At 57.4% G+C, this 24,649-nt stretch carries 23 protein-coding genes; 14 read left to right on the forward strand and 9 right to left on the reverse strand.

Translation table 11 applies throughout. The features are described 5' to 3' along the window. The first annotated feature begins 24 nt into the window (after positions 1-24). A complete protein-coding gene (locus AFK24_RS02120) occupies positions 25-969 on the forward strand; it encodes an alpha/beta hydrolase (protein ID WP_065831674.1) in 945 nt (314 codons plus the stop codon). Positions 970-1,024: 55 nt separating this feature from the next. Continuing rightward, on the forward strand, positions 1,025-1,495 hold the full coding sequence (locus AFK24_RS02125) for a MaoC family dehydratase (protein ID WP_065831675.1): 471 nt from the start codon (positions 1,025-1,027) through the stop codon (positions 1,493-1,495). A 224-nt stretch (positions 1,496-1,719) separates the two neighbouring features. Here the strand turns inward: AFK24_RS02125 and ccoM are convergent, their stop codons facing one another. The 3 genes from ccoM to AFK24_RS02135 all read right to left on the reverse strand — a co-directional run bounded on the left by ccoM (position 1,720) and on the right by AFK24_RS02135 (position 2,566). Continuing rightward, positions 1,720-1,830, reverse strand: a complete 111-nt coding sequence (ccoM, locus tag AFK24_RS31790) for a cytochrome c oxidase subunit CcoM (protein WP_020289004.1) — start codon at positions 1,828-1,830, stop codon at positions 1,720-1,722. A gap of 144 nt (positions 1,831-1,974) precedes the next feature. Continuing rightward, a complete protein-coding gene (locus AFK24_RS02130) occupies positions 1,975-2,136 on the reverse strand; it encodes a hypothetical protein (protein WP_065831676.1) in 162 nt (53 codons plus the stop codon). A 91-nt stretch (positions 2,137-2,227) separates the two neighbouring features. Beyond that, a complete protein-coding gene (locus AFK24_RS02135) occupies positions 2,228-2,566 on the reverse strand; it encodes an aspartate-semialdehyde dehydrogenase (RefSeq protein ID WP_065831677.1) in 339 nt (112 codons plus the stop codon). Positions 2,567-2,781: 215 nt separating this feature from the next. Here AFK24_RS02135 and rapA point away from each other — a divergent pair, with 215 nt between their 5' ends. Beyond that, entirely contained in the window at positions 2,782-5,628 is a 2,847-nt protein-coding gene (gene rapA, locus AFK24_RS02140) for an RNA polymerase-associated protein RapA (RefSeq protein WP_065831678.1), read from the forward strand. 78 nt (positions 5,629-5,706) lie between these two features. On the opposite strand, the gene AFK24_RS02145 is transcribed toward rapA, so the two are convergent. After that, positions 5,707-7,080 carry a spinster family MFS transporter gene (locus tag AFK24_RS02145; protein WP_065831679.1) on the reverse strand — a complete coding sequence of 458 codons (1,374 nt, stop codon included), beginning with the start codon at positions 7,078-7,080 and terminating at the stop codon, positions 5,707-5,709. A gap of 349 nt (positions 7,081-7,429) precedes the next feature. On the opposite strand from AFK24_RS02145, the gene AFK24_RS02150 reads away from it, so the two are divergent. Beyond that, positions 7,430-9,619 carry a hypothetical protein gene (locus AFK24_RS02150; RefSeq protein ID WP_065831680.1) on the forward strand — a complete coding sequence of 730 codons (2,190 nt, stop codon included), beginning with the start codon at positions 7,430-7,432 and terminating at the stop codon, positions 9,617-9,619. Between the two features lie 140 nt (positions 9,620-9,759). On the opposite strand, the gene AFK24_RS02155 is transcribed toward AFK24_RS02150, so the two are convergent. Beyond that, complete coding sequence (locus AFK24_RS02155) at positions 9,760-10,068, reverse strand: DUF2288 domain-containing protein (RefSeq protein ID WP_065831681.1); 309 nt, start codon at positions 10,066-10,068, stop codon at positions 9,760-9,762. A 326-nt stretch (positions 10,069-10,394) separates the two neighbouring features. Here AFK24_RS02155 and AFK24_RS02160 point away from each other — a divergent pair, with 326 nt between their 5' ends. The 5 genes from AFK24_RS02160 to AFK24_RS02180 all read left to right on the forward strand — a co-directional run bounded on the left by AFK24_RS02160 (position 10,395) and on the right by AFK24_RS02180 (position 15,386). Next, complete coding sequence (locus AFK24_RS02160; protein WP_065831682.1) at positions 10,395-11,522, forward strand: branched-chain amino acid ABC transporter substrate-binding protein; 1,128 nt, start codon at positions 10,395-10,397, stop codon at positions 11,520-11,522. A gap of 215 nt (positions 11,523-11,737) precedes the next feature. Then, on the forward strand, positions 11,738-12,667 hold the full coding sequence (gene livH / locus AFK24_RS02165) for a high-affinity branched-chain amino acid ABC transporter permease LivH (protein ID WP_020288995.1): 930 nt from the start codon (positions 11,738-11,740) through the stop codon (positions 12,665-12,667). After that, on the forward strand, positions 12,664-13,920 hold the full coding sequence (locus tag AFK24_RS02170) for a high-affinity branched-chain amino acid ABC transporter permease LivM (protein WP_020288994.1): 1,257 nt from the start codon (positions 12,664-12,666) through the stop codon (positions 13,918-13,920). Before livH ends, AFK24_RS02170 begins: the two co-directional genes overlap by 4 nt. After that, entirely contained in the window at positions 13,917-14,684 is a 768-nt protein-coding gene (gene livG / locus AFK24_RS02175; RefSeq protein ID WP_065831683.1) for a high-affinity branched-chain amino acid ABC transporter ATP-binding protein LivG, read from the forward strand. The genes AFK24_RS02170 and livG overlap by 4 nt, the downstream gene beginning before the upstream one ends. Beyond that, positions 14,685-15,386 (forward strand): ABC transporter ATP-binding protein, encoded by a 702-nt coding sequence (locus AFK24_RS02180; RefSeq protein ID WP_065831684.1) that lies wholly within the window; start codon positions 14,685-14,687, stop codon positions 15,384-15,386. Positions 15,387-15,418: 32 nt separating this feature from the next. Here the strand turns inward: AFK24_RS02180 and AFK24_RS02185 are convergent, their stop codons facing one another. After that, entirely contained in the window at positions 15,419-16,354 is a 936-nt protein-coding gene (locus tag AFK24_RS02185; RefSeq protein ID WP_065831685.1) for a LysR family transcriptional regulator, read from the reverse strand. A gap of 112 nt (positions 16,355-16,466) precedes the next feature. Here AFK24_RS02185 and AFK24_RS02190 point away from each other — a divergent pair, with 112 nt between their 5' ends. The 5 genes from AFK24_RS02190 (at position 16,467) to AFK24_RS02210 (ending at position 22,013) form a co-directional block, all read left to right on the forward strand. After that, entirely contained in the window at positions 16,467-17,066 is a 600-nt protein-coding gene (locus AFK24_RS02190) for a short chain dehydrogenase (RefSeq protein ID WP_065831686.1), read from the forward strand. A 62-nt stretch (positions 17,067-17,128) separates the two neighbouring features. Then, positions 17,129-17,806 carry a COG3650 family protein gene (locus tag AFK24_RS02195; protein ID WP_065831687.1) on the forward strand — a complete coding sequence of 226 codons (678 nt, stop codon included), beginning with the start codon at positions 17,129-17,131 and terminating at the stop codon, positions 17,804-17,806. A gap of 259 nt (positions 17,807-18,065) precedes the next feature. Further along, complete coding sequence (locus tag AFK24_RS02200; RefSeq protein WP_065831688.1) at positions 18,066-19,676, forward strand: NAD(P)/FAD-dependent oxidoreductase; 1,611 nt, start codon at positions 18,066-18,068, stop codon at positions 19,674-19,676. A gap of 198 nt (positions 19,677-19,874) precedes the next feature. Continuing rightward, entirely contained in the window at positions 19,875-21,056 is a 1,182-nt protein-coding gene (gene nhaA / locus AFK24_RS02205) for a Na+/H+ antiporter NhaA (protein WP_065831689.1), read from the forward strand. Positions 21,057-21,236: 180 nt separating this feature from the next. Further along, complete coding sequence (locus tag AFK24_RS02210) at positions 21,237-22,013, forward strand: hypothetical protein (protein WP_065831690.1); 777 nt, start codon at positions 21,237-21,239, stop codon at positions 22,011-22,013. Between the two features lie 58 nt (positions 22,014-22,071). Here the strand turns inward: AFK24_RS02210 and AFK24_RS02215 are convergent, their stop codons facing one another. From AFK24_RS02215 to pdxH, 3 genes are all read right to left on the reverse strand, one after another. Continuing rightward, the gene (locus AFK24_RS02215) at positions 22,072-22,926 is read right to left on the reverse strand and encodes a hypothetical protein (RefSeq protein ID WP_065831691.1); all 855 of its coding nucleotides are present in this window, start codon (positions 22,924-22,926) and stop codon (positions 22,072-22,074) included. A 399-nt stretch (positions 22,927-23,325) separates the two neighbouring features. Beyond that, a complete protein-coding gene (locus AFK24_RS02220) occupies positions 23,326-23,787 on the reverse strand; it encodes a glycine zipper 2TM domain-containing protein (RefSeq protein ID WP_065831692.1) in 462 nt (153 codons plus the stop codon). Positions 23,788-23,942: 155 nt separating this feature from the next. Continuing rightward, complete coding sequence (pdxH, locus tag AFK24_RS02225) at positions 23,943-24,590, reverse strand: pyridoxamine 5'-phosphate oxidase (protein WP_065831693.1); 648 nt, start codon at positions 24,588-24,590, stop codon at positions 23,943-23,945. Positions 24,591-24,649 lie beyond the last annotated feature (59 nt).

Below are 24,649 nucleotides of genomic sequence, written 5' to 3' on the forward strand. Positions count from 1 at the left end.
CAGATACGGGTAAAAGGAGACGTCATGAAACACGAAGTCTTTTGGCTTGACGCCAGCGATCACACTCGCCTGTACGTCAATGCCTGGCTGCCGCCGCTTGCGCCCAGGGCGGTGGTCATGGTGTCTCATGGCATGGCCGAACACAGCGGGCGGTACGCTCGTCTGGGCGCGGCGCTGTGCGATGCCGGATTTGCGCTGTATGCCCACGACCAGCGCGGCCACGGCAAGACCGCCGCCCAGGGCATGCTGGGCCATTTCGGTCATGAAGACGGCTGGAGCAAAGTCGTGGATGACCTGGCGAGCCTGAATCAGTCCATTGGCCAACGCCACCCCGATACGCCGGTATTTCTGCTCGGCCACAGCATGGGCAGCTATATAGCCCAAGCCTGGCTGCTGCATCACGGCGCCAGTTTGCAGGGCGCGATACTCAGCGGTTCGAATTTCCAGCCGGTTTCCCTGTATCGCAGCGCCAGCACCATCGCCCGCCTGGAGCGCTGGCGGCAAGGCCCGACCGGGCGCAGTCGGCTTATCGAATGGCTGTCATTCGGCTCGTTCAATAAGACGTTCAAGCCGGCACGCACACGCTTCGACTGGCTGAGCCGCGATACCCAGGAAGTCGACCAATACATCAGCGACCCGCTGTGTGGCTTTCGCTGCACCAATCAATTCTGGCTGGATTTGCTTGGTGGCTTGCAGCAGATCAGCAAGCCGTCAAACCTGAAGCAGATCGATCCAGGCCTGCCGTTGCTGATAATTGGCGGGGAATGTGATCCGGTGAGCGAAGGCAAGCGTCTCAAGAATCTTGCCGACGCATTGGCCGAGACAGGTCATCAAATGTTACAAATGAAGATCTATCCGCAAGCGCGGCATGAGCTGTTCAACGAAACCAATCGCGATGAAGTCACGGGGGATGTACTCGACTGGCTGGAGCAGACACTGCGGCAGCCAAGACCGCGTCGGGCAGAATGACCAAACCACTTTTGCCCGTCATCGCCAGGCCTCTTTTCAATATTCAGGATCACCCATGACTCAGGTTACCAACACCCCTTACGAAGCCCTTGAAGTCGGTCAGACCGCCAGTTACAGCAAGACTGTTGAAGAGCGCGACATCCAGCTGTTCGCCGCGATGTCCGGTGATCACAACCCGGTGCACCTGGATGCCGAATACGCTGCGCAGACCATGTTCAAGGAACGTATCGCCCACGGCATGTTCAGCGGCGCATTGATCAGCGCCGCCGTCGCCTGCGAGCTGCCTGGGCCGGGCACCATTTATGTGGGCCAGCAGATGACGTTCCAGAAGCCGGTAAAACTGGGCGATACCCTGACCGTGCGCCTGGAGATCCTCGAAAAACTGCCGAAATTTCGCGTGCGTATCGCGACTCGCGTTTTCAACCAGCGCGAAGAACTGGTCGTCGATGGCGAAGCAGAAATCATCGCCCCGCGTAAACAGCAGACCGTGACCCTGACCGAGCTGCCGGCAATCAGCATCGGTTGATTCTGCGAAAACCTGTTGGAGCGAGGCTTGCCCGCGAATCAGCCGCCGCGGTGGACCAGATCCACCGCGTTATGGTGCTTCGCGGGCAAGCCTCGCTCCAACGAACGCCTCGCCAACAAGTTGGCTCCTACAGCGTTCTCCATCCGCTTTTCTGAAACCAAAAAAAAAGGCGACCGAAGTCGCCCAAAATGCCTTGCGTGCTCTTGTTATAGAAGGCCTCAGCCTCACTTGCGCTTTTGCGAGTCCTTCCAGATAAATAGTCCGAAGCCTGCGAAGAACACCAGCATCAGGCCAACGGTAACGACACCGGCCACAACCACATTGTCGAAAAACATAACCGCGCCTCCTGCTCTGTCCCTGTTCGATGGAGCAAGATTATCCACAGCGGCAGCGATGCAAATTGACCCAAATCAATAGCGTCACACGCTCGATCACCAAGCGTGTGCATAACTGATCTGGGTCAACGGAATTGGGAGGATTCAGCGCTTTTTTGGTTTGTTCTTCGACTTTGTCTTGCCCGCACTCAACGGCATGGCTTGCTCGAAGGCGTTGCGCACTTCGTTCAACCGCTTATCGTTAATATCGTGTACCCGCTTGGCACGTTCGGCGCCCAGGTCGATCAGTTTTTCGTCTCCGCTCATGGCCTGCACTCTCGAACACATGGAAGTGAGGCTAATAATGCGCAATCCCATGAACGATGACCAGCGCAGCAGTGCTCACGCGCGAGCACGCTCAGACTTCGACATCCACCCACATACCCTGGCGCGGCGCGTCATCCATCAGCGGCACCACCGGCACGGTGTTATCAGCATTCAGTGAGCGACCGGGCACCGCAAGGTGTTCCGGCTCATCAGAACCCTGTTCACGACGTTTTTGCTGCTCGTGATGACGTTGCTGTTCTTCACGCAACAATAACGCGCTGTGTTCAGCGTCATGATTGCGCAAGTCGATCGTGGTTTCGGTGGAGCTGGGCTGCACGGGCGCAACAGGCGGAATATCCGGCACTTGTCTGGCCGCATCCAACTGGGAAGTGACGGGCACCACACTCAAGGGAAGCGTCGGTTGCAGCATGATTTGATCTCCTGTTGAGTAATTGTCGGCCGCCGTTTCGTCGACTTGAACCGTTGAATGAGAAAGATTCGACTATGTTTGCTGCAACTAGTGCCGCAAAACGCGGCTTTAGCCGGAAATACAGGAGAAATCGCGTTGAAAGTTCACTCCGCCTTTGGCCTGGGCAGCGTGTTCCGTTAAGATAGTCGGCTTTTTCAAGGCGGGAGACAGGCAGCATGGCGCAGCAGTATCAACCGGGGCAACGCTGGATTAGCGACAGCGAAGCCGAGCTGGGTTTAGGCACCGTTCTGGCACAGGACGGCCGCTTGTTGACCGTGCTCTATCCGGCCACTGGCGACACGCGCCAATACGCTTTGCGTAACGCACCGCTGACCCGCGTACGCTTCTCTCCCGGCGACGTGATCACCCACTTCGAAAACTGGAAGATGACCGTGCGCGAAGTCGACGACGTCGACGGCCTGCTGGTCTATCACGGGCTCAACGCGCAGAACGAACCGGTCACCCTGCCGGAAACCCAGCTGTCGAACTTCATTCAGTTCCGCCTGGCCACCGATCGCCTGTTCGCCGGGCAGATCGACCCGCTGGCGTGGTTCTCGCTGCGTTACCACACGCTGGAACACACCAGCCGCCAGTTGCAGTCATCCCTTTGGGGCCTGGGTGGCGTGCGTGCGCAACCTATCGCGCACCAGTTGCACATCGCCCGCGAAGTCGCCGACCGTATCGCGCCGCGGGTTTTGCTGGCGGACGAAGTCGGCCTGGGCAAGACCATCGAAGCCGGTCTGGTGATCCATCGCCAGTTGCTGTCCGGTCGTGCCAATCGCGTGTTGATCCTGGTTCCGGAAAACCTGCAGCACCAATGGCTGGTGGAAATGCGCCGCCGTTTCAACCTGCAGGTCGCGCTGTTCGATTCCGAGCGCTTCATCGAAAGCGATGCCAGCAATCCGTTTGAAGACACCCAGTTGGCGCTGGTCGCTCTGGAATGGCTGGTCGAGGACGAGAAAGCCCAGGACGCGCTATTCGCTGCGGGCTGGGACCTGATGGTGGTCGATGAGGCTCACCACCTGGTCTGGCACGAAGAAAAGGCCAGCCCTGAATATTCCCTGGTCGAGCAACTGGCTGAAGTGATTCCTGGCGTGCTGCTGCTGACCGCGACCCCGGAACAACTGGGACAGGACAGCCACTTTGCGCGCCTGCGCCTGCTGGATCCGAACCGCTTCCACGACCTGCAAGCCTTCCGCGCCGAAAGCGAAAACTATCGCCCGGTTGCTGAAGCGGTGCAGGAGTTGCTCGACAAGGGTCGCCTGTCGCCTAAAGCTCACAAAACCATTCACGGTTTCCTCGGCAGCGAGGGCGAAGCATTGCTGGCCGCCGTCAACGATGGCGACACAGAAGCCAGCGCGCGCCTGATCCGCGAATTGCTCGACCGCCACGGCACAGGCCGCGTCCTGTTCCGCAACACCCGGGCCGCCGTGCAAGGCTTCCCGGAGCGCAAGCTGCATCAGTATCCGCTGCCCTGCCCGGCCGAATACCTCGAATTGCCGTTGGGTGAGCACGCCGATCTGTACCCGGAAGTCAGCTTCCAGGCGCAACCGGACGTCACCGAAGAAGAACGCTGGTGGCGCTTCGATCCACGCGTCGATTGGCTGATCGACACGCTGAAAATGCTCAAGCGCGTCAAGGTGCTGGTCATCTGTGCCCATGCCGAAACCGCGATGGATCTGGAAGATGCCTTGCGCGTGCGTTCCGGCATCCCGGCCACGGTGTTCCATGAAGGCATGAACATCCTCGAACGCGACCGCGCTGCGGCGTATTTCGCCGATGAAGAGTTCGGCGCCCAGGTCTTGATCTGTTCGGAAATCGGCAGTGAAGGCCGCAACTTCCAGTTCTCGCACCACCTGGTTTTGTTCGATCTGCCCGCGCACCCGGACTTGCTGGAACAGCGTATCGGTCGTCTGGACCGGATCGGCCAGAAGCACACCATCGAGCTGCACGTGCCATTCCTGGAAACCAGCCCGCAAGCGCGCTTGTTCCAGTGGTATCACGAAGCGCTCAACGCGTTCCTTAATACCTGCCCGACCGGCAACGCCTTGCAACACCAGTTCGGCCCACGCCTGCTGCCGTTGCTGGAAAGTGGCGACGACGATGAATGGCAGGCGCTGATCGATGAGGCCCGCGCCGAGCGCGAGCGTCTGGAAAGCGAACTGCACACCGGTCGTGACCGCTTGCTGGAGCTCAATTCCGGTGGCGCGGGCGAAGGCGAGGCGCTGGTCGAGGCCATTCTTGAGCAGGACGATCAGTTCACCCTGCCGATCTACATGGAAACCCTGTTCAATGCGTTCGGCATCGACAGCGAAGACCATTCGGAAAACGCCCTGATCCTCAAGCCAAGCGAAAAAATGCTCGACGCCAGCTTCCCGCTGGGCGACGACGAAGGCGTGACCATCACTTACGACCGCAACCAGGCGCTGTCTCGCGAAGACATGCAATTCATTACCTGGGAACACCCGATGGTTCAGGGCGGCATGGATCTGGTGCTGTCCGGCTCGATGGGCAACACCGCCGTGGCGCTGATCAAGAACAAGGCACTCAAGCCAGGCACCGTCCTGCTGGAACTGCTCTACGTCAGCGAAGTGGTTGCGCCGCGCTCGCTGCAACTGGGTCGTTACCTGCCACCGGCCGCCTTGCGCTGCCTGCTGGATGCCAACGGCAATGATTTGTCGGGCCGTGTATCGTTCGTGACCCTGAATGAGCAACTGGAAAGCGTGCCGCGTGCCAGCGCCAACAAGTTCATCCAGGCCCAGCGCGACGTGCTCAATCCGCAGATCAACGCCGGCGAAGCCAGGATCGCACCGAAACACGCCGAGCGCGTGGCCGAGGCGCAGCGTCGCCTGGCTGCCGACACCGACGAAGAACTGGCGCGCCTCACCGCCCTGCAAGCCGTCAACCCGACGGTGCGCGACAGCGAACTGGTTGCCCTGCGCGCGCAACGCGAGCAAGGCCTGGCGATGCTGGATAAAGCCGCGCTACGCCTGGAAGCGATTCGGGTGCTGGTGGCGGGTTGATCGAATAAAGGCATGCCTCGCTGTAGGACCGGCTTTAGCGACTAAAGTCGCTCCTACGGCTTCCGGGAAGGCGGCACGTCAGGCAACCGTCGCCTTCCCCGCTCCAATCTCCGCTGGCTCATCCGCCGCCATCCCCACTCTCATCTTCTGCGCGTCGCGGCTAAAGCACCGCGACGCCTGATGCAGAAACAGTAAGGTCATGAACAACGCCACCGGGATCAGGTACATGGCATCGTGCAGGCCAACAGCCTTGAACGCCTCGGCCATTTCCAGGGCGCCGGCAGCCGCCATCGCCGAGTGGGCAAAATGATCGGACAATAACCCCACCACCACCGGCCCTAAACCGCCGCCCAGCAGATACAAACCGGCAAAAAACAGCGCCATCGCCGTCGCGCGCAAACGGGGTTCCACGACATCCTGAATCGCGGTGTAGACGCAGGTATAGAAGTTGTAGGCGAACAGCCAGCCCAAGCCGAACACGGCGACAAACACTCCGATTTCAATTCGTCCCGCGTGCAACGCATAGCCTGTAGCCAGCGTCGCCACCAGCATGCTCACGGCAGCGAACATCAAGCGCCCATTGGCAAAACGTTGATGCAGCTTGTCAGCGATCCAGCCTCCAGCGGTCAGACCTACCAACCCCGTAACCCCGACGATGATCCCGGTGGCGACCGCTGCTTCCTGTAAGGGCAACAGGAAATAGCGTTGCAGCATCGGCACCATGAACGAGTTGCACGCATAAGTGGCGAAGTTGAAAGTCAATCCGGCCAGCACCAGCCAGCCAAATGTCGGAATCGCCAGTACGCGGCGGATCGGCTTGTCGATTTTCTCTTCGGACATCCGCACACTCTCGGCCGCGCCGCGCTTGGGTTCGCGAATGAAAAACATGAACACCGCCAGCACCAGACCAGGCACCGCAGCAATGAAGAACGGCGCGCGCCAGCTGTCGAACGCCTTGACCATCGCGCCGATGGTAAAAAACGCCAGCAGCAGCCCCAACGGCAGGCCCAGCATGAAAATGCCCATGGCTCGCGCCCGTCGATGGGCCGGGAACAGGTCGCCAATCAAGGAATTGGCTGCTGGCGCATAACTGGCCTCGCCAATCCCTACACCCATGCGCACCAGCAGAAAAGTCCAGAAGCTGCCAGCCAGTCCATTCACCGCCGTCAGCCCGCTCCAGACCGCCAGCCCCCACCCCATGAGCTTTTTGCGCGATCCGGTATCAGCGATGCGTCCCAATGGCAGCCCGGCGATGGCATACACCAGCGTGAACGCCGTGCCAATGATGCCCAGTTGAAAGTCGCTCAGCTGCCATTCCTTGCGGATCGGCTCGATGATGATCGCCGGGATGGTGCGGTCGAAAAAATTGAAAAGGTTGGCCAGAAACAGCAGAAACAAGACGCGCCACGCGTTGGACGCCTGCGGGGAAAGAGGCTGCGAACTGCGGCTCATGGTGAAGCTCCCTTTTTATTGTTATTCGAAGACTGCGCGATTAAATCTAGAACGCTTATCCGTAGCTGTCTGTAAACATTCGCCAGGCAAATATCCAGGCATGGCGAGGCGCGACGTCCGCGCAGGACAACGGAAAATTATCCAGGTTCAATCCATCAATCCGAAATATTTAAAGATTTTTGTGAGTCCGCCGATTCATTACTGAACCAGACAGGGAGCGACCTAGTCATTGCTCGGGTTTACCCCCTATCGCCCCCGAAAAAAGTGCACTGCAACGTCGTAACTTCTCTTTCCGTGATGGCGCGATGACCCAAACCGCATCGCAGCCTCCTTAGGCAAATGGCGCACGATGACCAATAAAAACGATTCTGCTGGTGCGATATCCGGACCATTGAGTGCAGCCGTTGCCACTAAGGCAGATGGCGCACCCGGCACCTCCTATCGACCCAAGCCAATTCCCGTTCAGCAGTACATGTACTTCACGGAAACCGATACTGACCGGATCCTGGATAATCTCGACGGTCTGCGCGACACGGTCTTCCCGCCTTCGATGCACATCGATGAAAGCATCCTGCGTAGCGAACAGCAGTTCCCCTCGGTATGCCTGATCGGCCTGGGCCGCTGCGGCTCGAACATCGCCCTGGATGTTGCCGAACTGGTCTACAACGCGCGCAAGTTCTATCTCAATCAATTCGAAAACGAAGATCGCCTGCGCGACGACAAACGCTACAGCCCGGCGCACTGGATCCGTAACAATCTACGACTGGTGCATAACAAAGCCAGCAAACCCGTGTTTCTGGTTGAACCGCTGGTCATGCTCGGCGACCTGGACAAAGACATCGCTGGCCGTATCCGCTTCTCGCGCAAAGGCGAGAAAAGCGGGTTCATCAACGACTACAGCAAAATGAAAATCATGGATTTGTCCGAGGTCCATGCTGGAGGCGCCGGTAACGCGCCGATCCTCGGCCAGTACCTTGCCAAGATCATCCTGAACAAGGACACCAGCCAATTCTCCAGCACCGACTGGAAACTGATCCACTCGTACCTGATCGATTCATGCGGCATCAAGGCCAACCAGTCACGCCTGTACTTCTACATTTTCAGTGCGGGTGGCGGTACGGGTTCGGGCATGGCCTCGGAGTTCGGCCTGGCGCAGCAGTTCTCGTACATGAACAAGACGTTCGACACCCGGCCTACCGACGAAAACGACAGCAAACGCGGCCGGTCCTTTGTGTTCGAGCCGATCTTCACCAGCGGCATTTGTGTACTGCCGAACATTTCCGACCACCGCAGCGAAATGTCCGAAGCCCTGCACATCAATGCCGGTCGCCTGCTCTGCAAGTACCTGGCTGAGGAATGGGACTTTTCGTACAACTTCGAGAATGAAGACAGCAGCGAAGCCAGCGTCATGGGCCGTATTCGCCCATGGAACGCCATGATGCTGATCTCCAACGACATCATGCGTTACGCCGAGGAAAGCGACGACGGCAACATCGAGAACATCGATGTGAACGCCATGGAGCGTCACGCCAACCAATACATCTCGCAGCAGATCTTCAACATCCTCACTGCCCAGGCGGTGACCACCGATTACGATCAGAACTATTTCCGACGTGCCGGGATTGATATCGGCGAGACCATCCGCCTGGATGCCAATGACCTGTTCATGAGTCTGGCTGGCCCGGTAGCGATTGCCTACGCCGAATCCGTGGTTCCGGAAAGCCCGGCTCCCGGTTCGGACAAATTCAAGGTGTTCGAGAAAGAACCGCCCCGCCTGAACATCGACGACCTGTTCTTCCGCTCCATTGACCTGCCGCACTTCAATAAAGTGACGCAAGCCATCGAGGGCATCAGCCTGCTGCCGATCGAGTCCAAGCGCTATCGCGCCGCACTGGATCAGTACAAGACCTCCGGCTACGACGCCGCGGCGCTGCATGACTTGCACTTCTTCAAGAACTGCTCGTCGGTGGTCTCCATCGTCTCGCTGCCCAAGGACTACAAGCTGTCCTACATGGACCTGAACCGCCTCAAGACGCACTTGAACAGCCTGTTCCCCAACACCACGCTCAAGCGTTATGCACTGGTGATCGGCGCGTCGGCCAACCTGTCACTGACCACCCTGATCGCCAAGAGTCCGTGCCTGTCGGATGACTTCCTTACGCTGATCGTGGCGTTCATCAAGCGTTGCTTCGCGAAAAACCAGTTCCGTTTCGACGACACGCTGGACAATGCGATTCTGGACTTCATCGTCAGCGACGAATTTGATGAAGAGCGCATTGATGACTTGCTCAATGAATATGAAAACCCGGCCAGGATCCTCGATACCAACTGGTATGCGATCAAGCCTATGTACGAGAAGAAGTACCGCGAACTGATCGAAGACAAATCCAAGTTTGTCTCGATCAATGACATCCGGATTTCCCGTGAAAGCGTGAAGAAGGCCATCAAATACTTGCGCGAAATCTACCGTCATCGCATCGGCAAGACCCGGGTCATCTCCCTTAATCAGCATACGGGCAAGACGGGTTACGGCTTGTAACGGAGCTCAATTGAATCGTAGGACCGGCTTCAGCCGGTCCTACGACGACAGCGCCAACAGTGAGATTTTTCGCTACCCCGGTTCCGGGCCGGTTACCAGACTACCCATCCCCCGCACCAGTACGCACCAAAAAAGACCACCTATAAAGCTGGCGCCCTATCCTGGACCAGCACCCAAGGCGCCACTACGACTGCCCAAAGTGTCGGATCACGCTCCACAAGCTCTAGCGCCCGCGATTCAGCCACCTTGCCGACCTCGCCACTGGCAAGCCATGCGCTGACTTTATCTGCCTCGTTCTGAGCAACAGCCTGGGCGACCTCGATCAAATCCAGAGTGGGCTCGACCCACAACAGGGCACCGCGCGCAAAGAACGGTTGCAGCTCTGTCCAGGTAATTGATGCCGTCTCGCCGAGCAGTTTGGCATAGAGGGTGCTTGGTTCTTCGCTCATGGGTTTCACCGAATAGAAAATCGACGCAAATGATAGCGCCGAGTCTGCTCTAGACAAACCCAGATACAAGTAATTGATTGCAGGGAAGATCAGGAAAACCAAGGGTTTGAAGGTCGATTGGACAAGTCGAACCGCTTGATTCTGTATCTTTCTTACAATTTAGCGACATCATTCGGTTTTGCCCCCCGCAGCCAGCTTTCCAAGCGATCAATCGGCGCTCTAAACTGTTCCGGTACAGTTGCCGGGGGGAAGATCGGAATCTATCAATCCGGTCCTGCAGCTTTGGCGTCAGGATTATAAAAATTAAAACACAAGAGTGGAGCATCATGACTAAGGGTACTAAGAAGCTTTCCAAGCTGTTTGCCGCACTGGTTATGGCGGGGGTTGCCAGCCATTCATTCGCAGCAGACACCATCAAGATCGGCATCGCTGGCCCGAAAACCGGTGCAGTCGCCCAGTACGGCGACATGCAGTTCAGCGGCGCCAAAATGGCCATTGAACAGATCAACGCCAAAGGTGGCGTAGATGGCAAGAAGCTCGAAGCGGTTGAATACGACGACGCCTGCGATCCGAAACAAGCGGTAGCGGTCGCCAACAAAGTCGTCAACGACGGCGTCAAGTTTGTGGTTGGTCACCTGTGCTCCAGCTCCACCCAGCCGGCTTCGGACATTTACGAAGACGAAGGCATCATCATGGTGACTCCGGCTGCAACCAGCCCGGAAATCACTGCTCGTGGCTACAAGATGATTTTCCGCACCATCGGCCTGGACAGCGCTCAAGGCCCGGCGGCTGGCAATTACATCGCCAAACAGGTCAAGCCTAAAATCGTTGCGGTCATCCATGACAAGCAGCAGTACGGCGAAGGTATCGCTACCGCGGTCAAGCAGACCCTGGAAAAAGACGGCGTAAAAGTCGCGCTGTTCGAAGGCATCAACGCTGGCGACAAAGACTTCTCGTCGCTGATCGCCAAGATGAAGCAAGCCAACGTCGACTTCGTCTACTACGGCGGCTACCACCCTGAGCTGGGTCTGATTCTGCGTCAGGCACAGGAAAAAGGCCTGAAAGCCGGCTTCATGGGTCCGGAAGGCGTGGGTAACGCGTCGATTTCCCAGATTGCCCAGGACGCTTCCGAAGGCCTGCTGGTAACCCTGCCTGCTTCGTTCGACCAGGATCCTGCCAACAAGGCGCTGGTTGATGCGTTCAAGGCCAAGAAAGAAGACCCAAGCGGTCCGTTCGTGTTCCCGGCTTACGCCGCGGTTCAGGTGATTGCCGACGCGATCAAAACGACCAAGAGCGAAGATACCGCCAAGGTTGCTGCGGCAATTCACGCCGGCACCTTCAAAACTCCGACTGGTGACTTGAGCTACGACGCCAAAGGCGACCTGAAAGACTTCAAATTCGTGGTCTACACCTGGCACAAAGACGGCACCAAGACTGAAGCGCCTGTGAAGTAAGCAATCGCTGTCAGTTGAACCCAGAGCCCACTGCAACCGCAGTGGGCTTTGTTTTACGAGCCAGACCAATCCACAAGAAAACGTCCGGCTGAACATCTTGAAACCGTTACCAGTGATTCACTGGGCTCGTGTGCAACGTGGACCCAGAACACGACGTGCGAGCGGGAAAAAGACTTCACCAGTGGAACACCGAGCAGGTTTTTAGGAGCGCTGTAATGCCCGAGATAGACATCTATCACTTTTTCCAACAGCTGGTTAATGGCCTGACCATTGGCAGCACCTATGCCTTGATTGCCATCGGTTACACGATGGTTTACGGCATCATCGGCATGATCAACTTCGCCCACGGCGAGGTGTACATGATTGGCTCCTACGTCGCGTTCATCGCCCTCGCCGGCCTGACAATGATGGGGCTGGACAGCCTGCCGCTGCTGATTACCGCCGCATTCGTAGCCAGTATCGTCGTGACCAGTGCCTACGGTTACGCCATCGAGCGCGTGGCTTATCGCCCGTTGCGCGGCAGCAACCGTCTGATCCCGCTGATTTCTGCCATCGGTATGTCGATATTCCTGCAGAACACGGTTCTGTTGTCCCAGGATTCCAAGGACAAATCGATTCCCAACCTGATTCCCGGCAACTTCGTGTTTGGCTCGACCAGCACCCATGAAGTCGTGATTTCCTACATGCAAGTGCTGATCTTCATCGTGACCCTGATCGCGATGCTCGGCCTGACCTGGTTCATCTCCCGCTCTCGTCTGGGCCGCGCCTGCCGCGCCTGCGCCGAAGACATCAAGATGGCCAACCTGCTGGGCATCAACACCAACAACATCATCGCCCTGACCTTTGTCATCGGTGCCGCGCTGGCGGCGGTCGCTGCGGTATTGCTGAGCATGCAGTACGGCGTGATCAACCCCAACGCCGGTTTCCTGGTCGGCATCAAGGCCTTCACCGCTGCGGTACTGGGCGGGATCGGCAGTATCCCGGGCGCCATGCTCGGCGGTCTGGTATTGGGCGTGGCCGAAGCCTTTGGTGCCGATATTTTCGGCGACCAGTACAAGGATGTGGTGGCGTTCGGTCTTCTCGTATTGGTGTTGTTGTTCCGGCCGACCGGCCTGCTTGGCCGCCCGGAGGTTGAAAAAGTATGACCAGGAAACTCAAATCGGCGTTGTTCAGCGCCTTGCTGGTGCTGGCTGTCGCGTACCCGATACTCGGCCTGAAGCTGGAAATCGTCGGCGTCAAACTGGCAGTCATCGGCGCCAGCAGCACCACCGTCAGCATTATCTTTGCCTGTGCCATCGCCATGTTCCTGCGGGTGCTGTTCCATGAGCAGATCAGCGCTGCGTGGCGTTCGTCGCCGAGCATGCCAGTCATGCCCGCCAAGGCCAGCAACTTCCTGACCCTGCCGAGCACCCAGCGCTGGATCATGCTCGGCCTTATTATGGTCGCGCTGGTCTGGCCGTTCTTTGGCTCAAGGGGCGCGGTGGATATTGCGACGCTGATCCTGATCTACGTGATGCTCGGCCTCGGCCTGAACATCGTGGTCGGTCTGGCGGGTCTGCTGGACCTGGGTTACGTCGGCTTCTACGCGGTCGGCGCCTACAGCTACGCCCTGCTGTCCCATTACTTCGGCCTGGGTTTCTGGATCTGCCTGCCGATTGCCGGGATGATGGCGGCGACGTTCGGCTTCCTGCTGGGCTTCCCGGTCTTGCGTCTGCGCGGTGACTATCTGGCCATCGTGACGTTGGGCTTCGGTGAAATCATCCGCTTGCTGCTGCGTAACATGACCGACCTCACCGGTGGTCCGAACGGCATCAGCAACATTGAAAAACCAACGCTGTTCGGCTTGTCGTTCGAACGCAAGGCGGCGGAAGGCATGCAAACCTTCCATGAGTTCTTCGGCCTGCAATACAACTCCATCAACAAGGTCATCTTCCTGTATCTGGTTGCCTTGCTGCTGGCGCTGGCCGCGCTGTTCGTGATCAATCGCCTGCTGCGCATGCCCATTGGCCGTGCCTGGGAAGCGTTGCGTGAAGATGAGATCGCCTGCCGCGCACTGGGCCTGAATCCGACCATCATCAAGCTGTCGGCCTTTACCCTGGGTGCTGCATTCGCCGGTTTCGCCGGGAGCTTCTTCGCCGCTCGCCAAGGGTTGGTCACACCGGAATCCTTCACCTTCATCGAGTCGGCCATCATCCTCGCCATCGTGGTGCTGGGTGGCATGGGCTCGCAACTGGGGGTGATCCTCGCCGCTGTGGTGATGATCCTGCTACCGGAACTGATGCGTGATTTCAGTGAATACCGCATGTTGATGTTCGGCGCCTTGATGGTGCTGATGATGATCTGGCGTCCTCAAGGTCTTCTGCCCATGCAACGTCCTCACATGGAGCTGCGCAAATGAGCCGCCCGCTATTAGAAGTCAGCGGCCTGAGCATGCGCTTTGGCGGTCTGCTGGCGGTCAACGGCGTAGGCCTGACCGTCAATGAGAAACAAGTCGTGTCGATGATCGGCCCCAACGGTGCCGGCAAGACCACGGTATTCAACTGCCTGACCGGTTTCTACCGACCGACGTCGGGCACGATCCTGCTCGACGGCGAGGCGATTCAAGGCCTGGCCGGGCATGAAATTGCCCGCAAAGGCGTGGTGCGTACCTTCCAGAACGTGCGTCTGTTCAAGGAAATGACCGCACTGGAAAACCTGCTGGTTGCCCAGCATCGGCACCTGAACACCAACTTCTTCGCCGGTCTGTTCCGCACGCCGGGCTTCCGTCGCAGCGAACGCGAAGCCATGGAGTACGCCGAGCATTGGCTGGAAGCGGTGAACCTCAAGGAATTCGCCAACCGTCCGGCGGGCACTTTGGCCTATGGTCAGCAACGCCGTCTGGAAATCGCCCGCTGCATGATGACCCGTCCACGGATTCTCATGCTCGACGAACCGGCAGCGGGTTTGAACCCACGGGAAACCGAGGACCTCAAGGCGTTGATCGGCATGTTGCGCAATGAGCACAACGCCACGGTCCTGCTGATCGAGCACGACATGAAACTGGTGATGAGCATTTCCGATCACATCGTGGTAATCAACCAGGGCACGCCGTTGGCCGATGGCACGCCGGAACAGATTCGTGACAATCCCGAAGTGATCAAAGCCTACCTGGGGGAAGCGTAAATGCTGCAATTCGAAAACGTTTCCACTTTCTACGGCAAGATTCAGGCGCTGCACGGCGTCAACGTGGAGGTCCGCCAAGGCGAAATCGTGACCCTGATCGGTGCCAACGGCGCGGGTAAATCAACCTTGTTGATGACCTTGTGCGGTTCACCTCGCGCGCACAGCGGCAGCATCCGCTACATGGGCGAGGAGCTGGTCGGCCTGGAATCGGCGCAAATCATGCGCAAGAGCATCGCCGTCGTGCCCGAAGGCCGTCGCGTGTTTGCGCGCCTGACCGTGGAAGAAAACCTCGCCATGGGCGGCTTCTTCACCGAGAAAGGTGACTATCAGGAGCAGATGGACAAGGTTCTGCACTTGTTCCCGCGCCTCAAGGAACGCTTCAACCAGCGCGGCGGCACCATGTCCGGCGGCGAACAGCAAATGCTTGCCATCGGCCGGGCGCTGATGAGCAAACCCAAGCTGTTGTTGCTCGACGAACCGTCGCTGGGTCTGGCGCCGATCATCATCCAGCAGATTTTCGAGATCGTCGAACAGCTGCGTCGTGATGGCGTAACCGTGTTCCTGGTGGAACAAAACGCCAACCAGGCACTGAAAATCGCGGACCGCGCCTACGTGCTGGAAAACGGCCGGGTAGTCATGCAAGGCACCGGGGAAGAGCTGCTGGTCGACCCGAAAGTACGCGACGCTTACCTTGGCGGGTAAGCTTTCGGTACTGCCCTTGATCAAAAAACGGCCTACGGGCCGTTTTTTATTTCCAAAGTCGCCAGACGCTCAAGGGCCTCGGTGCTGCGCTGGAACCAGCCCATCAGATAGTCCGCCAGAACCTGGATACGCTTGGGTAACTCCCCTTCATAAGGATGCACCAGAAACAACGGCAAAATGCTCGTCTGGTAGTCGCGAAACAACCAGTGCAGGCGCCCGTCGTTGATCTCGGCATGCACCATGTAGGACGGCAGACGCGCGATGCCTGCGCCCACCATCACCGCTTTCTTCAACAAGCCATAGTGATTGCTGGCAAACGAGCCATTGACCTGCACGCGGGTCAGTTGATGATTCTGGTGATACAGCCATTCGTGGCGCCCGTTGTAATGGCTGTTGAGCAGACACTTGTGCGTGACCAGTTCATGAGGCGTATGCAGCTGGCCGTATTGCTCAAGGTAGGCGGTGCTGGCGCAGGTCAGTTCCTGAATGGCCAGCAACGGCTTGGCAATCAGGCGCTCGTCGGGGGCGACATACGAGCGTATCGCCAAATCAAAGCCATCACGGCGCAGGTCACGAAAACTGTTGTTGAGGTCCAGCTCGATCGTCACTTGCGGGTATTTTTCGGAAAACTCCATGAGCAAGCCGTCGAAAAAGGTTTCCCCCAGGGACACCGGGGTGGTCAGGCGAACTTGCCCAACCATGTCATCGCGCATCAGAGCGACGATATTCCGCGCCCGATTCATGCTCGCAAGTAGCTGTTGCGCCTGGGGCAGCAAGGCTGCGCCGGCAGAGGTCAGATTGAGGCTGCGAGTGCTGCGATGCAGCAGCATGACTGAATAAGTCTCCTCCAGATGACTGATGCGCTTGGACAGATAGCCTTTACTGCAGCCCATGCGCGCCGCCGCAGCGGTGAAGCTACCGGCATCGATCAAGACAGCGAACGCCGCCAGGTCGTCTATTTCACTCACTATCGTTTCCTTATGAGAACCAAAGGTTGCCTATTAGCACTCTTATCGACTGCAATTAGTCCACCTAAACTTCGTGCTCAACTTCCCTGAATAACTTGCTCGGAGCAGCACGATGAAAATTTTATTGATTGGTGCAAGCGGTACGATCGGTTCGGCCATTGCCGACGAGTTGGCGCCGCGCCACGAAATTGTGCGGATCGGTCGCAACAGTGGCGAGGAACGGGTGGATATTAGTGACAGCGCTTCAATCCGGAAACTGTTCGAACGGATAGGTCGCTTCGATGCACTGGTCTGCGCTGCCGGAAATGTGAACTTCGTCCCGTTGACCGACATGAAAGAAGCCGACTTTACCCTCGGTTTGCAGGACAAATTGATGGGCCAGGTCAACCTGCTGCTCATTGGCCGCGAGTTTGCCAACGACGGGGCTTCGTTCACCTTCACCACCGGCATCCTCAGCCATGACCCGATTCACTCCGGCGCGTCGGCCAGTCTGGTCAACGGCGCTATCGATGCATTCGTGCGCGCGGCAGCCATCGAAATGCCACGGGGCATGCGGGTCAATTCGGTGAGCCCGAATGTTCTGATGGAAGCCATGGGCAGCTATGCGCCTTATTTCCGAGGCTTCAAACCGGTTCCCGCAGCCGAGGTCGCGCTTGCCTACGCGAAAAGTGTCGAAGGCCTACAGACCGGTCAGACCTACCGCGTTGGCTAACTGCCCCTTGTGATGGCGCGACAGGCTGAGTAACGTGGCGGCACTTGTCTGGAGACCGTCCCATGTTTGCTGCCCGTTCCGTTATGTTGTTTGCCCTGCTGCCGCTGTTTGCCGGATGCCAGATGCTCGGCGCCAAGCCCGAATCGTCGGTATCCAAGGCGAACTGGACGCGCATGCAGGGCTCGTTGAGCGGCGAAGCCGGCAAGCTGATGTTTCAGCCATGCAATGAACAACGCCGCTTCGTGGTCAAGGACGTCGGCAATACGGGCGTGCTGCAGGAATCCGCGGCCCTGGCAGACAGCTCCGGTAAGGTCTTCGCTGACTTGCGTGGCAGCTTTGTCGCCGGCAAGGCGACCAACAGCGACGGTCAGCTCGACCTGCAGCAGCTCTACCGTGTAGAACGCGCCGGCCAGGCCTGCGATGATCCGAACTTCAAACGCCTGAACCTGCACGTCAACGGCAACAAACCCGCCTGGAACGTCAATGTCAGCGGCAAAGGCATGGTCATCGAACGCCTGGGCAAAGAGCCGATTGCCGTACCTTACCTCGAAGAACAACTGCCAGACGGACGCTTCAGCGTGAGCAGCGAAGCCAACGGTCAGACCATGGAACTGTGGGTCGCGCCACAGCGTTGCGTCGACAGCGTCACCGGCGCCGTGCAACACCTGACCGCTGAACTACGCCTCAATGGTCAGACCCAGCGCGGTTGCGGTTATTACGGTGGCGGGCGTAATGACTGACGGGGATTGAGACATATGGGAGCGAGCTTGCTCGCGAAGCTGTTTTCCCTGCGGATTGAAATAGTGCCCGTTGGAGCGAGGCTTGCCCGCGAAGGCGTCAGGCCTGTCGGCTGATATGTCGGCTGCAAATACGATTCGCGGGCAAGCCTCGCTCCAACGGTCTTGGTTTGCTTCGCGACTTCCCCTCAATGTGGCTTATAATCGCCGGTTCTTGTAGCGCTGTCGGGCTGAACCTGCGGCCCGGAAACTGGATCCCTTCATGTTACGAATCACCGAACTCAAGCTGCCGATCGATCACCCGGAAGAAGACCTGCGACCTGCACTCTTGCAGCGCCTGGGCATCGCCAGCGAAGAACTGCTCGACTTCACGCTGTTCAAGCGCAGCTACGATGCGCGCAAGAAGTCATCGGAGCTGTGCTTCATCTACACCATCGATTTCCAGGTCCGGGACGAAGCTGCGCTGCTGCTCAGGCTCGCCGATGACCGCCATCTCAATCCAGCGCCGGATATCAGTTACAAGGTCGTAGGCCATGCACCTGAAGGTCTGACCGAGCGCCCTGTGGTAGTCGGCTTCGGACCTTGCGGGATCTTCGCCGGGCTGCTGCTCGCGCAGATGGGCTTCAAGCCGATCATCCTCGAACGCGGCCGGGAAGTTCGCCAGCGCACCAAAGACACCTGGGGCCTGTGGCGCAAGAACGTCCTTAACCCGGAGTCCAACGTGCAGTTCGGCGAGGGCGGTGCCGGTACATTCTCCGACGGCAAGCTCTACAGCCAGATCAAAGACCCGAAATTCCACGGTCGCAAGGTGCTGCACGAGTTCGTCAAAGCCGGCGCGCCGGAAGAAATCCTCTACGTCAGCAAACCGCACATCGGCACCTTCCGCCTGACCGGCGTGGTGGAAACCATGCGCGAAGAGATCAAGGCCCTCGGTGGCGAAGTCCGCTTCGAGCAGCGCGTGACTGACGTGCTCATCGACAACGGCCAGATGCAGGGCGTGGTGCTCGACAGCGGCGAACGCATCGAGTCCCGCCATGTGATCCTGGCCCTGGGCCACAGCGCGCGCGACACCTTCCGCATGCTGCACAGCCGTGGCGTGTACATGGAAGCCAAGCCGTTTTCGGTAGGTTTCCGCATCGAACACCCGCAATCGCTGATCGACCGGGCGCGGCTGGGCAAGTACGCCGGTCACCCGAAACTGGGCGCTGCCGACTACAAACTGGTCCATCACGCCAAGAACGGTCGCTCGGTCTACAGCTTCTGCATGTGTCCAGGCGGCACCGTGGTTGCGGCGACTTCCGAACCCAATCGGGTGGTCACCAATGGCATGAGCCAATACTCGCGTAACGAACGCAATGCCAACTCAGGCATTGTCGTCGGCATCACCCCGGAAGATTATCCCGGCGGCCCGTTGGCAGGCATCGAGTTGCAGGAGCGTCTGGAATCCCACGCTTATGTGCTCGGCGGCAGCACCTACGAAGCGCCAGCGCAACTGGTCGGCGACTTCATTGCGGGCAAAGCGTCCAGCGCACTGGGCAGCGTCGAACCGTCCTACAAACCCGGCGTAAAACTGGTGGATCTGGCCGACGCCCTGCCCGCCTATGCCATCGAAGCCATTCGTGAAGCATTGCCGGCGTTCGACAAACAGATCAAAGGCTTCGCCTTGCACGACGCAATCCTGACCGGCATCGAAACCCGCACTTCGGCGCCACTGCGCATCACCCGCGGCGAAACCATGCAGAGCCTGAACGTCAAAGGCTTGTATCCGGCCGGTGAAGGCGCAGGTTATGCCGGTGGGATTTTGTCTGCAGGCGTGGACGGAATTCGTATTGCCGAGGCACTGGCAAGGGATATGCTGGGTATTGAAATCTAAGTTCCGTCTACAATATCGGAACCCTCCTACGACACATAAAGACACAGTCTGACGGCAATAAATCATGTTGCCGACAGACTTGGAAACACTCTAATCCAGCTATATTTCTTATAACAAAAACGAATATAACTTTTGTTTTAACAGTCGGAACTACAGGTTAGGGTGTCGCTCCTTTTGTTCAAGAATGGAGCGCGACCCTTGCCTCTACGCAGCCCTATCACCCGTTTTTTTCAGCTTGAAGCAGCTGGCGGCTTATTACTGATTGCCGCCGCCGCTCTGGCGCTGCTCATCAATAACTCCCCTTTATCCTGGCTGTATAACGCCTTTCTCGACGTTCCCGTCGTCGCCCAGATTGGCGCAGTGAAAATCGCCAAACCGCTTTTGCTCTGGATCAACGATGGCCTGATGGCGCTGTTCTTCCTGCTGATCGGCCTGGAAGTCAAACGTGAGGTTCTGGAAGGGCATCTTTCCAAACCTTCGCAGATTGTCCTGCCCGGCGCGGCGGCCATCGGCGGCATGGTCATTCCAGCGCTGATCTACTGGGCGCTGAACAAGGACGATCCCACGGCCCTGAGCGGCTGGGCGATTCCGATGGCCACCGACATCGCATTTGCTCTTGGCGTGCTCGCCCTGCTGGGCAAGCGCGTACCGGTATCGCTCAAGCTGTTCCTGATGACCCTGGCGATCATCGATGATCTGGGCGCCATCGTGGTTATCGCGCTGTTCTATTCTGGCGAACTGTCGAACCTGTCGCTGATTCTCGCGGCGGCGTCCATCACGGCACTGATCGTCATGAACAGGCTCGGTGTAATGAAGCTCGGGCCTTACCTGCTGATCGGCCTGCTGCTGTGGGTATGCGTACTCAAGAGCGGCGTGCATGCGACCCTGGCTGGCGTGGTGCTGGCGTTCTGCATTCCCCTGCGTACCCGCAACGAAGAATCCTCGCCGCTGCTGACCCTGGAACACGCGCTGCACCCGTGGATCGCCTACGGCGTCCTGCCGCTGTTCGCCTTCGCCAACGCCGGGGTATCCCTGAGCGGCGTGACCCTGGAAAGCTTCACACACCCGGTGCCCATGGGCATTGCCGCAGGTTTGCTGCTGGGCAAAACCCTTGGCGTATTCGGCCTTACCTGGCTGGCAATCAAGCTGGGCATCGCAGCCCTGCCCCAAGGCGCGAACTGGGGGCAAGTGCTCGGGGTATCGATCCTGTGCGGCATCGGTTTCACCATGAGCCTGTTCGTCGGCTCCCTAGCCTTTGAACCGGGCGTCAGCGCTTACGCAGGCGTCGACCGCATGGGCATTCTCACCGGGTCGATACTGGCGGCGTTTATCGGGTATGGGGTGATGGTGGTTGCCAGTCGGAGAAATCAGGGCCGGTAATCAAACCTTCGTTGCACACTCACGGTTAACCAGCGCCTCGTCTATCGGGGCGCATGTAGCCGATTTCTTACAAATTATGCAGACAGGTCGCACGACTGGATCAGGTCACGGACTTGTAGGGATTGCCGCTATAGAAGGGGAACGTAAAAACATAAAAACAAACTAAGGCAGGATGAAATTATGTCTTCTACCATTACGCCCTCCCCGCAAACGCAGCAGCACGCTTTCGTAGCCCCGCGATATCGTCCAGGTGTTGACTATTGGCAAGCTATCAAACAAGACTATCAAAGCCAACTGACAGAAGGTGCACTTACTCCCGAGCGCGAGCAAACCTATAAGTCGATGCTTGCTACTCAGGGATTCGAGTACACGACCGAACGCAATTCTTATAATCGGCTATTGTTGAATTTTTCCGATGAGTCGATTGAAAATATTCGCCCAGAACTGGTTACCAATCTGATCAACTCTTTAGCCAGTTACGAAGAAGATGCTATATCGACGCTCAACTGGATGATGAATTTGAGGATGGAGCAAATGCAGGATATGTTTACTGGTTTCAAAGACCAATTGCGTATATGCCTGCCTGATCTGGCTGATAAAAATTTTGGATTCACCGTCAATGAACATGGGATCCTGGAGGTGACTTCTCCGGAAGGTGCACTGACTGACAAAGAGATCAACCAGCTGAACGGGTGGCTCAATGATCTGGACGATTTTAAAGAACTGACCTTCGAACATGCAAAACTGGTTGTTCACAGCCTGAAGCACGTACCAGAGCTGACCAAATATGACGGTATAGTCACGCTGAAAAACATCTACAAGTTTGTGGATTATGGTTTACTGCTTCAAAATGGCGGCACCAGCCCGGCAAGAGGGTTCTCGTGGGTTGAGCAATTACAAGTGCAGGCCGAAAAGGTACTTGAACAGCGGCAAGCCGAGAACAAATTGAAAAAATAATGTGCATTGCAGCAAACCGGGTGCATACGGATATGCGCCCGGTTCAAAGGTTATTAAATCAATACAACAGCCACTGCTTGCAGATATGACCAAATGTACTATCAATAGCGCCTGGGTTCCATTGATAGCCTCGATCATCGTCCTCCAGCTTTGCTACTAATCGGCCCGGGTTATACCTGAGATTCCACCAACGTTGCGACGTCCCGTTTCCAGTAGAAAATGACCTGGAGACCATGCTGCCTTCACAGGCGGGCAAGGCTATAGTGGCTGCGGCCCGACCATTGGCAGCAGTATATAAATCTATTTTTTTTGCAACTCCAACTTCTATACTTGCTTTGGCACCTTCCAGTGGATGCCCGGTGGAATCATGGATATGGATAGACCAGTTTATTTCCCGAAAGGCTTGAAAGATTCCCGCATACAGCGGTAGACCTTGGGCATCGCTCCTGATCAGATCCGCTGTGGCATGGTATGGGGCAGAACCGAATCTAAAATCGTAACTACGCAGCACAGTATTACTATTTGGACGCTTGAATACCCGAATAATTATTTCTTGGCCCGACTGCAGATTATCGAATATACGAACACCATCTCCAGGCAGCGATTTCCATAGACCGCCATCTTTATACTCGTAAGCCACTCCCAATGATCGTGTTTTTGATTGACGAACATCCCTGAACATCACATTCTGCCCACGTATCGCTGTGAAGCTAAAATACTTAATCTCTGCATTATCGTTCAGATATCCGTTTAAACCATTCAACTTATCCTCCAGAACCAGCGGCTGCTCTATCAAACCAGCATCGCCTTCACTTTGCTCAGCCATAACATTCACTGCATTCCCCATTCCACCTAGCAGAGTAAAGGCCGCTGCCATATATAAGGCACGTTTGCCAAACAAAAATTTATTCATGATTAAGATTCCTTTTATTTCCAGCCGTTATTCTCTGGACGATGGAAAACCACACCGTCACCGGCTATTAATCGTTAATAAAATAAACGCAGACACCGTTGAGCGACGCCGACGGACAGCTGCTTATCAACTGACAACCAAGACCTAATCAATCGCACAGCCTGCCGTCAATACTAAACACGATGATTAATAGAAATTAGCTGGATTCTCGATTAATTCCGAAACCACTTACTCACGGACGAGCACTTTCCCACATCAACTAGGTCGATAGCCGCCGAATCCGCACATCGAATACTCACGCGCACCGAAATCAAATTACGACAAAAAAAAGCCCGCATCCAAAGACGCGGGCATTTTTTATTACTTCTTACAGATCCATCCGGACCTGCTGTCAGACCATCAGTGCGCCACACGACTCGTGCCGTTGACGCTCATGATGCGTACGCGCTCGCCGACGCGGAAGATTTCGTTTTCCTGGACTTGCTGCACGTAGGCGCGCATCGTGCCGTCGTCTTCGCGGACGGTGATTTCCACGCCTTGGGTGCGGGTCAGGCCTTCTTCGGTTGCCGAGCCCAGCAAGCCACCCGCTACCGCACCAATGACTGCCGCGACGACACTGCCGCGACCGCCACCAATGGCACTACCACCCACGCCGCCGACGATTGCACCGGCACCTGCGCCGATAGGCGTTTTGGTGCCTTCGATCTTGACCGGACGCAACGACTCGATGGTGCCCAGGCGAACGGTCTGCACTGTCCGCGCTTCATCACGGGAATAGGAATCGCCGGTCAGATTCGAAGTACAACCGCCCAGTGTCAGCGCCATCGCGGTGAATGAGGCAGCCAGAACACACTTACGCATATCGGTATCTCCAGAGGAACAGGTAGCCATTAGACTCCGCGCGACTTGCGCTGTCACGGCCCCCTCCTCGTTAATTTAAGATCATTCAGGCGTTATACAGCAGCGCCTTCATAGCGGTATGACGACGGGCCGAACGAAAAATTCAAAGAACGGGATCAGGGTGCAAGTCGTTCCCGCGTCCACTGGTTATCCAGCAGGCGATAGTTCAGGCGATCATGCAGACGGCTCGGCCGCCCCTGCCAGAACTCAATGCGTTCGGGCAACAACCGGTATCCGCCCCAATGCTCGGGGCAATGTGGCTGAGCGTCGATGAAGCGCTGTTCGGTTGCCTTGATCATGCCTTCCAGCTCGGCGCGATCAGCGATCACTCGGCTCTGCGGCGAAGCCCAAGCGCCGAGGCGACTGCCCAGTGGGCGGACCTGGAAATAGGCGTCGGACTCTTGCGGCGTGACCTTGACCACGCGCCCTTCGATACGCACCTGGCGTTCCAGAGTCGGCCAGAAGAACGTCATAGCGGCAAACGGACGGGCCGCCAGTTGCTGGCCCTTGGCGCTGTCGTAGTTGGTGAAGAAGGTGAAGCCTTGAGTATCAAGGCCCTTGAGCAAGAGAATCCGGCAATGCGGACGCCCGTCCTCGTCAACGGTTGCCAAGGTCATGGCATTGGCTTCAACGGGTGCCTGCTCGGTTTTCACCGCTTCGGCAAACCACTGGTGAAACAAGGCAAACGGCTCATCGGGCGACTGCGCTTCAGTCAAGCCATCGCGGGCATAGTCACGGCGCATATCGGCCAGAGACTGGGTCATGACATCCATCCTTCGCTGAAAAAATCCTGAGGCTGACTCGCCCGTTCAAGGACGAGTCA

Origin of the sequence: Pseudomonas syringae (genome assembly GCF_001698815.1) — a bacterium.
Taxonomy (GTDB): domain Bacteria; phylum Pseudomonadota; class Gammaproteobacteria; order Pseudomonadales; family Pseudomonadaceae; genus Aquipseudomonas; species Aquipseudomonas syringae_A.

What these genes read in the sequence shown, in the direction of transcription:
- AFK24_RS02120 (WP_065831674.1), top strand. Translation starts at nt 25, where the DNA reads ATGAAACACGAAGTCTTTTGGCTTGACGCCAGCGATCACACTCGCCTG.
- AFK24_RS02125 (WP_065831675.1), top strand. Translation starts at nt 1,025, where the DNA reads ATGACTCAGGTTACCAACACCCCTTACGAAGCCCTTGAAGTCGGTCAG.
- ccoM (WP_020289004.1), bottom strand. Translation starts at nt 1,830, where the DNA reads ATGTTTTTCGACAATGTGGTTGTGGCCGGTGTCGTTACCGTTGGCCTG.
- AFK24_RS02130 (WP_065831676.1), bottom strand. Translation starts at nt 2,136, where the DNA reads ATGAGCGGAGACGAAAAACTGATCGACCTGGGCGCCGAACGTGCCAAG.
- AFK24_RS02135 (WP_065831677.1), bottom strand. Translation starts at nt 2,566, where the DNA reads ATGCTGCAACCGACGCTTCCCTTGAGTGTGGTGCCCGTCACTTCCCAG.
- rapA (WP_065831678.1), top strand. Translation starts at nt 2,782, where the DNA reads ATGGCGCAGCAGTATCAACCGGGGCAACGCTGGATTAGCGACAGCGAA.
- AFK24_RS02145 (WP_065831679.1), bottom strand. Translation starts at nt 7,080, where the DNA reads ATGAGCCGCAGTTCGCAGCCTCTTTCCCCGCAGGCGTCCAACGCGTGG.
- AFK24_RS02150 (WP_065831680.1), top strand. Translation starts at nt 7,430, where the DNA reads ATGACCAATAAAAACGATTCTGCTGGTGCGATATCCGGACCATTGAGT.
- AFK24_RS02155 (WP_065831681.1), bottom strand. Translation starts at nt 10,068, where the DNA reads ATGAGCGAAGAACCAAGCACCCTCTATGCCAAACTGCTCGGCGAGACG.
- AFK24_RS02160 (WP_065831682.1), top strand. Translation starts at nt 10,395, where the DNA reads ATGACTAAGGGTACTAAGAAGCTTTCCAAGCTGTTTGCCGCACTGGTT.
- livH (WP_020288995.1), top strand. Translation starts at nt 11,738, where the DNA reads ATGCCCGAGATAGACATCTATCACTTTTTCCAACAGCTGGTTAATGGC.
- AFK24_RS02170 (WP_020288994.1), top strand. Translation starts at nt 12,664, where the DNA reads ATGACCAGGAAACTCAAATCGGCGTTGTTCAGCGCCTTGCTGGTGCTG.
- livG (WP_065831683.1), top strand. Translation starts at nt 13,917, where the DNA reads ATGAGCCGCCCGCTATTAGAAGTCAGCGGCCTGAGCATGCGCTTTGGC.
- AFK24_RS02180 (WP_065831684.1), top strand. Translation starts at nt 14,685, where the DNA reads ATGCTGCAATTCGAAAACGTTTCCACTTTCTACGGCAAGATTCAGGCG.
- AFK24_RS02190 (WP_065831686.1), top strand. Translation starts at nt 16,467, where the DNA reads ATGAAAATTTTATTGATTGGTGCAAGCGGTACGATCGGTTCGGCCATT.
- AFK24_RS02195 (WP_065831687.1), top strand. Translation starts at nt 17,129, where the DNA reads ATGTTTGCTGCCCGTTCCGTTATGTTGTTTGCCCTGCTGCCGCTGTTT.
- AFK24_RS02200 (WP_065831688.1), top strand. Translation starts at nt 18,066, where the DNA reads ATGTTACGAATCACCGAACTCAAGCTGCCGATCGATCACCCGGAAGAA.
- AFK24_RS02210 (WP_065831690.1), top strand. Translation starts at nt 21,237, where the DNA reads ATGTCTTCTACCATTACGCCCTCCCCGCAAACGCAGCAGCACGCTTTC.
- AFK24_RS02215 (WP_065831691.1), bottom strand. Translation starts at nt 22,926, where the DNA reads ATGAATAAATTTTTGTTTGGCAAACGTGCCTTATATATGGCAGCGGCC.
- AFK24_RS02220 (WP_065831692.1), bottom strand. Translation starts at nt 23,787, where the DNA reads ATGCGTAAGTGTGTTCTGGCTGCCTCATTCACCGCGATGGCGCTGACA.
- pdxH (WP_065831693.1), bottom strand. Translation starts at nt 24,590, where the DNA reads ATGACCCAGTCTCTGGCCGATATGCGCCGTGACTATGCCCGCGATGGC.